6 protein-coding genes are annotated in these 6,444 nt (G+C 69.6%); all 6 read right to left on the bottom strand.

Annotated elements, in window-relative coordinates; translation table 11 throughout:
- Nucleotides 1-331 precede the first annotated feature (331 nt).
- Nucleotides 332-1,108, bottom strand: coding sequence for an exodeoxyribonuclease III (gene xth, locus ABIC44_RS11850; RefSeq protein WP_354295608.1), 777 nt, complete (start codon nucleotides 1,106-1,108; stop codon nucleotides 332-334).
- A gap of 1 nt (nucleotide 1,109) precedes the next feature.
- A complete protein-coding gene (gene erpA / locus ABIC44_RS11845) occupies nucleotides 1,110-1,448 on the bottom strand; it encodes an iron-sulfur cluster insertion protein ErpA (RefSeq protein WP_354295606.1) in 339 nt (112 codons plus the stop codon).
- Nucleotides 1,449-1,618: 170 nt separating this feature from the next.
- A complete protein-coding gene (locus ABIC44_RS11840) occupies nucleotides 1,619-2,359 on the bottom strand; it encodes a M23 family metallopeptidase (protein WP_309693425.1) in 741 nt (246 codons plus the stop codon).
- A gap of 89 nt (nucleotides 2,360-2,448) precedes the next feature.
- Nucleotides 2,449-3,273 (bottom strand): ferritin-like domain-containing protein, encoded by an 825-nt coding sequence (locus ABIC44_RS11835; RefSeq protein ID WP_354295613.1) that lies wholly within the window; start codon nucleotides 3,271-3,273, stop codon nucleotides 2,449-2,451.
- A gap of 2 nt (nucleotides 3,274-3,275) precedes the next feature.
- A complete protein-coding gene (locus ABIC44_RS11830) occupies nucleotides 3,276-3,731 on the bottom strand; it encodes a peroxiredoxin (RefSeq protein WP_354295604.1) in 456 nt (151 codons plus the stop codon).
- A 4-nt stretch (nucleotides 3,732-3,735) separates the two neighbouring features.
- Nucleotides 3,736-6,396, bottom strand: coding sequence for a bifunctional [glutamine synthetase] adenylyltransferase/[glutamine synthetase]-adenylyl-L-tyrosine phosphorylase (locus ABIC44_RS11825; RefSeq protein ID WP_354295603.1), 2,661 nt, complete (start codon nucleotides 6,394-6,396; stop codon nucleotides 3,736-3,738).
- Nucleotides 6,397-6,444: the final 48 nt, after the last annotated feature.

Below are 6,444 nucleotides of genomic sequence, written 5' to 3'. Positions count from 1 at the left end.
TGCCGAATGCGCCAACTACTTCGCCGCAGCCGGTTACGATGCAGACTGATCGGAATTTGCTCTAGCGCAGCTTGGGTGAGGGGTTGAGCGAGCCCTAAGGCTCGCGCGCTCGCGGGGCGAGCGCCCACCCCTCACCCAGCTCCGACTAAGTCTTTGCTCTCGCAAAGACCAAGTCTGCGCAACCCTCTCCCCTCTGCGAGGGGCGAGGGAGGGAAAGGCAGCGCTGAATGGCGATAGACCTAGATTCAATGTCCCCGGCGAATGTCGGGAACCTAGGAAACGGGGACGGCGCGTCGGGGGCCAGCCTTAACCGGGATGGCCCGGACCGGCGTCAGTCGCCGCGCAGCCGCACCCAGGTCGGGGCGTGGTCGCTGGCCTTTTCCCGGCCGCGATAGCTTTTGTCGACCCCGGCATCGACCAGCCGGTCCGCCGCCTGCGGGCTGAGCAGCAGATGGTCGATGCGGAAACCCGCATCGCGCTGCCACGACCCGGCCTGATAGTCCCAGAAGGTCCACACCCCGCCCTTGGGCGCGCGGGTGCGCAGCGAGTCGGTCCAGCCCTGCGCCAGCAACCGGCGATAGGCCGCGCGGCTCTCCGGCTGCATCAGCGCATCGCTGGCCATGGCGGGCACCGAGAAGGTGTCGTCGTCATTCGGGATGACGTTGTAATCCCCCGCCAGCACCGCGGGCACTTCCTCGGCCAGCAAGGCCCGCGCCCGATCGGCCAGCCGCTCCATCCAGCGCAGCTTATAGTCGAATTTGGGCCCCGGCTGCGGATTGCCGTTGGGCAGATAAAGCGAGGCGACGACCAGATCACCGACCTGGCATTCCAGATAGCGGCTATGCTCGTCCTCGGGCTCGCCCGCCAGCCCGCGCTGCCGCTCGACCGGCTGGGTGCCGCGCGCCAGCACCGCGACGCCGTTCCAGCTCTTCTGCCCGTGCCAGACCGCGCCGTACCCCGCGGCCTCGATCTCGGCGGCGGGAAAGGTTTCGTCGCTGGTCTTCAGTTCCTGGAGACAGACGATATCGGCGTCCGCCTCGGCCAGATATTCGAGCAGGCGGGGCAAACGGGCCTTGATCCCGTTGATATTGTAGGTGGTGATCTTCACGTCAGACCGCGAAGCTGGTGCCGCAGCCGCAGCCCGAGGCCGCGTTGGGATTGGTCACGCGAAACGCCGCGCCGCCCAGCGATTCGACATAATCGACCTCCGCCCCGCGCACGAGGTCCAGGCTGATGCTGTCGACGACCAGCCGGACGCCGTCGGTCTCGGCGACCGTGTCGTCCTCGGCGGGGCTGTCGGCCAGACCGAACTTATACTGGAAGCCCGAACAGCCGCCCCCTTCGACCGAAAGGCGCAGGATGGCGGGCTTGTTCTGCCGCTCGGCGATCGCCGCGACGCGGGCGGCGGCGGACGGAGTCAGCGCGATGTCGGAAATCTGGGTGGCCATGGGGATCAGATAGGCGCAGGGGGCCGGGTGAACAATCCCGATCGCACTATTCCTCCCCTGCAAGGGAAGGTGGCCGTCCTTAGGACTGACGAAGGGGTGTCGCGGCCAGCGAGACACCCCTCCACCATGTCGAGCATGGTACCCCTCCCCTTGCAGGGGAGAAATATCGATCAGTCCTGCGCGGCGGGACCGTCGGTCGACACCGGAATCTGGTGGATCGCATGATCCTGCGACGCCATCAGATAGTCGCCGGTGGTCAGGAAGGGCACCGGGTTGACCGCATGACCGTCCATGCGAACCTCGTAATGAAGGTGCGGGCCGGTCGAGCGGCCGGTTGAGCCCATCAGCGCGATCAGCTGGCCGCGGGTCACCCGCGCGCCGTCGGCGACCAGGATCTTCGACAAATGGCCATAGCGGGTGGCGATACCTTTGCCATGGTTGATCTCGACCAGATTGCCATAGCCGCCCTGCCAACCGGCATGATCGACGATGCCGTCGGCGGTGGCATAGATGGGGGTGCCGACCGGGCCGGGAATGTCGACCCCGGCATGCATCGCGGCGGTGCCGCGGAACGGGTCGGAACGGATGCCGAAATTGCTGGTGAACTTGAGCTGCTCGACCGGCTGGACCGACGGAATGGCGATCACGCCCTTCTGGACCGAGTCCATCTTCTTCCAGGTCTGGAACAGGGTCCGGAACTGCTGGTCGGTGCGCAGGTCGGCGGAGGCTTCGGCGCTGTTGGCGGGGATATACTCGCCGCCGACCGCCTTGGCGGGAGCGGCATGGCCGGCGGGGCTGTGGGTGGCGGCGGCACGGCCGGTGGCGGCGATGGCGCCCTGGCCGGAAAGGGTGACAGTCAGGATTCCGACGAGTGCCGCAATCGATTTACCCCACGTATGACGCTGCTTCATCGAACCCCGGCAATTTTCCGGCCGAGCGCACCCATTGTCGGGATCGCCCGGCTTTCGTCCATCCAATGCTGTTTCGCAGCCCCACCGCGTTACAGACGGTCAGCTTGTGCCGTCGAAGGTTCCTCGTCCGCAAGGGGCGCATAGAAGTCGCGCGTCAGACCGGCAGCGGCGCGCGCCGAGTCGTTGAACGGTGGCTTAACGACCCCGCGAAAGTGGCGGCGGACCAGCATCCGCCAATGCTCGGCGGGCGCGATGTCATGGTTCGCGGCGAGATAGCCGAACCATTTGGCGCCGAATCCGACATGGCGGATCTCGTCGGTATAGATGCGCTGGAGGATGCGCGCGGACACCTCGTCGCCCCCGGCGCGGACCCGCGCGACCGTCTCGGGCGTGACGTCCAGCCCGCGCGCCTCCAGCACCAGCGGCACCACCGCCAGCCGCGCCATCGCGTCATGCGCGGTTTCCTCGGCCGCCTCCCATAATCCGGCATGGGCGGGCAGCTCGCCATAACCCGACCCCAGCACCCGCAGCCGTCGATACAGCACCGCGAAGTGCATCGCCTCGTCCGCGCCGACCGAAATCCAGTCATCGGCGAAGCTGCGCGGAAACTGCGCGCCGAACCGGCCCGCCGCGTCGAAGGCCAGGTCGATCGCCGCGAACTCGATATGCGCCAGCGCATGGAGCAGCGCGATCCGTCCCTTTTCCGATCCGCCGCGCCCGCGCTTGGGCATCCGGTTGGGTGGCAGCAATTCGGGACGCTGGGGCCGCCCCGGCGCGTCGGGCATCGCCGCGTCGAACCGATGCGCCAGATCGCCGCGCCGCCAGGCCCGCGCCGCCGCACGAGCCAGCCGCACCTTGGTCAGCGGGTCGCTCTCGCGCAGCACCGCCGCACATGCCTCGGCCAGGCTGGTCATGGTCAAAGCGCGCGCGCCGCCTCCAGCACGGCCTCGGCATGTCCCGGCACCTTCACCCTGCGCCAGCTGGTCGCCAGCCGCCCCTCGCGATCGAACAGGAAGGTCGCGCGTTCGATTCCCATATAGGTCTTGCCGTACAGCTTCTTCTCGCCCCACACGCCGAACGCCTCGCACGCCGTGCCGTCCTCGTCGCTGGCGAGTTCGACGGTCAGCTCGTATTTCGCCGCGAATTTCTGGTGCTTGGCGGGGCTGTCCTTGGAGATGCCGATCACCCGCACGCCCGCCGCCCGGAACCCCTCGGCCAGCGCGGTGAAGTCCTGCGCCTCGCGGGTGCAGCCGCTCGTATCGTCCTTGGGGTAGAAATAGACGACCAGCGGCCCCGCCACCTCGCCCAGCGCCAGCGGCTGTCCCTCGGCCGTGGTCACCGTGACCGCCGGAATCGGATCGCCCTTGTCCATCGCTTCATTCTCCTTGCCAGACGTGGAGCACCTCCTGCCGCGTCGCCTCCAGCGTGGCAACCACCGCCGCCCAATCGGCCAGCCCCATGGCGCGCGCGATCAGCGGGCGGGTCGCGACCGGCGGCTCCTGCCCATCGGGAACTAGCAGGCGGAAGGCGACCAGCGCGCGGGTCAGCACGTCATGTGCTTGCGCCATGGCGGGCGGCATCAGCCCCTGCCCCACCAGCGCCGCGATCGCCTGCGCAAGATCGGGGGCAAAGCCGGTCCGCTCGGCCAGCTGGGTCCGATGCACCGCAAACTCCAGATCGACCAGACCGCCGGGCAGCAGCTTCACGTCGAAGGGCCCCTGCGGCGGCTTGTGCCGCGCCATCTCGCGGCGCATCTCGCCCGCCTCGGCCTGCACATCGCGTGGTGGGCGGCGGCCGCCCAGCACATCGGCGACGATCGCCGCGACATCCGCGCGCGCCGCCGCCGATCCGAAGATCGGCCGCGCGCGGGTCAGCGCCATATGCTCCCAGGTCCAGGCATCCTCGCTCTGGTAGCGCGCGAAACTGTCGACCGAGACGACCAGCGGCCCCTGCGTCCCCGAGGGGCGCAGCCGGGTGTCGACCGGATAGAGCGGCCCCGCCTGGGTCGGCACCGACAGGGCCGCCGTCACCCGCTGTGCCAGCCGGTTATAATAGAGCGTCGCGCCCAGCGGCTTGGGACCGTCGGACTCGGCCGCGAAATCGCCGGTGAACAAATAGACGAGGTCGAGGTCCGAGGCATGGGTCAGCGCCGCCCCGCCCATCCGGCCCAGCGCCAATATCACCAGCTCGCTGTCCGGCACCCGGCCATGCGCCGCGACGAATGCGTCCACCGTCGCCTGCGCCAGCACCCCGACCGCCGCCTCGGCGACGCGGGCATAGCCGCCCGCCACCTCCAGCGGATCGGCACGCCCCGCCACGATCTGCGCGCCCAGCGCGAACCGCAGCTCGCCGACGACGCGGCGGACATGGTCCAGCCGGTCCTGATAATCCTGCCCCGCCTCGCCGCCCCGCATCGCGCTTTCGAGGACCGCGATCGCGGGCAGTGGCTCGAAGGCCGAAGCGTCGATCAGCCCGTCGAGCAAGGCCGGTCGCCGCGCCAGTTCGGTCGCCAGCGGTGCGGCATGGCTGAGGATCGCGACGGTCAGGCTGGCGAGCCCAGGCCGCGCCTCCAGCAGACGGAAGATGTTGATCGCGCTCGTCATCCGCTCGAACAGCGAATCGAGCTTGAGCAGCGCGGCATCCGGATCGGGCGCCTCGCCCAGCGCCTCGACCAGGGTGGGCAGCACCGCGTCGAGCGCCTCGCGTGCGGCCGGGCTGCGCAGCGCGGGATAGTCGCCGCCACGCCAGGCCGCGATCCGCCGCGCCGCCGCCTCAATATCGCGCAGGCCCGCCGCGACCAGCCGTTCGCCCAGCAGCACCGGGTCGTGCGGCAGCCGCGGCCGCTCGTCGGCGTCCAGCGCATCATAGCATTGCCCCACCCGCGCGGTGACCGGGGCCAGCGTCGCGACCAGCGTCGCGCCGTCCGCCAGCCCGTGCAGATGCGCCACCCGGTCGAGCGCCTCGCTTTTGGGCAGCTGGTGAGTCTGGCGGTCGTCGATCATCTGCACCCGGTGCTCGATGGTGCGCAGCAGGACATAGGCGTCGGACAGCGCCGCCGCCTCGCCCGGATCGATCCGCCCCGCCTCGGCCAGCCGCGCCAGCGCGTCGCGGGTGGCGGGCGCGCGCAGCGACGGGTCGCGGCCGCCATGGATCAGCTGGTGAATCTGCGCGAAGAACTCGATCTCGCGAATCCCGCCGCGCCCGCGCTTCAGGTCATAGCCGGGGCCCAGCGCCTGCCCCTGCGCATGGTGATCGCGAATCCGCCGGGTCAGGTCGCGGATTTCGCCCACCGCCCCGAAATCGAGCGCGCGGCGCCAGACGAAGGGTCGAATCGCGTCGAGGAAACGCTGACCCAGCGCCATGTCCCCCGCCGCCGCGCGCGCACGGATGAACGCCGCGCGCTCCCAGGTCAGCGCCTGGCTTTCATAATAGGCGATCGCCCCTTCGACGGGAATCGCGATCGGCGTCGCCTCGGGCGAGGGGCGCAGCCGCAGATCGACGCGCAGCACATAGCCATCGCCGTCACGCGCCTGGAGCAGTTCGACCACCCGCTTGCCGATCCGCACCGCCGCCTCTTCGGGTTCCTCGCGCGGGCGGCGGGGCAATGTCTCGGGGTCGAAGATCAGGATGGGGTCGATATCGGAGGAATAGTTGAGCTCGCGGCTGCCCTGCTTCCCCAGCGCGATGGCGGCGAAGCCGACCGGCTCGGCATCCGGCGTCCGCTCCAGGATCGCCGCGCGGATCGCGTGAGACAGCGCCTCGTCGGCAAAGTCGGTCAGCCGGCGGGTCACTTCGGTCAGGTCATAGATGCCCGCCAGATCACCCAGCGCGACGGTCAGCGCCAGCGCGCGCCGCCGCCGCCGCAGCGCGGTGCCGACCGGCAGCGTGGGGTCGAGCATCGGCAGATCGGCCAGCCGCCCTTCGCTGGCCATCGCTGCGATTTCCGGCTCGCGGTCGAGCAACATCGCCAGAAAGGGGGAATGACGCCGCGCCCGGTCGAGGGCATCGGGCAGTTGCGAACAGGCGGGGACATTCATGCCCCTGCTTCTACCCTCTTGCGCGCGCACCGCAAAAGGCTTTCCCCA

Origin of the sequence: Sphingomonas sp. 1185 (genome assembly GCF_040544655.1) — a bacterium.
Classification (GTDB): Bacteria; Pseudomonadota; Alphaproteobacteria; order Sphingomonadales; family Sphingomonadaceae; genus Sphingomonas.
Note: the sequence above shows the minus strand (reverse complement) of the source record. Positions and strands in the feature narration are given on the sequence as shown.

Coding starts and splice junctions, on each gene's coding strand:
- erpA (WP_354295606.1), bottom strand. CDS start 1,448: ATGGCCACCCAGATTTCCGACATCGCGCTGACTCCGTCCGCCGCCGCC.
- ABIC44_RS11840 (WP_309693425.1), bottom strand. CDS start 2,359: ATGAAGCAGCGTCATACGTGGGGTAAATCGATTGCGGCACTCGTCGGA.
- ABIC44_RS11835 (WP_354295613.1), bottom strand. CDS start 3,273: ATGACCAGCCTGGCCGAGGCATGTGCGGCGGTGCTGCGCGAGAGCGAC.
- ABIC44_RS11830 (WP_354295604.1), bottom strand. CDS start 3,731: ATGGACAAGGGCGATCCGATTCCGGCGGTCACGGTGACCACGGCCGAG.
- ABIC44_RS11825 (WP_354295603.1), bottom strand. CDS start 6,396: ATGAATGTCCCCGCCTGTTCGCAACTGCCCGATGCCCTCGACCGGGCG.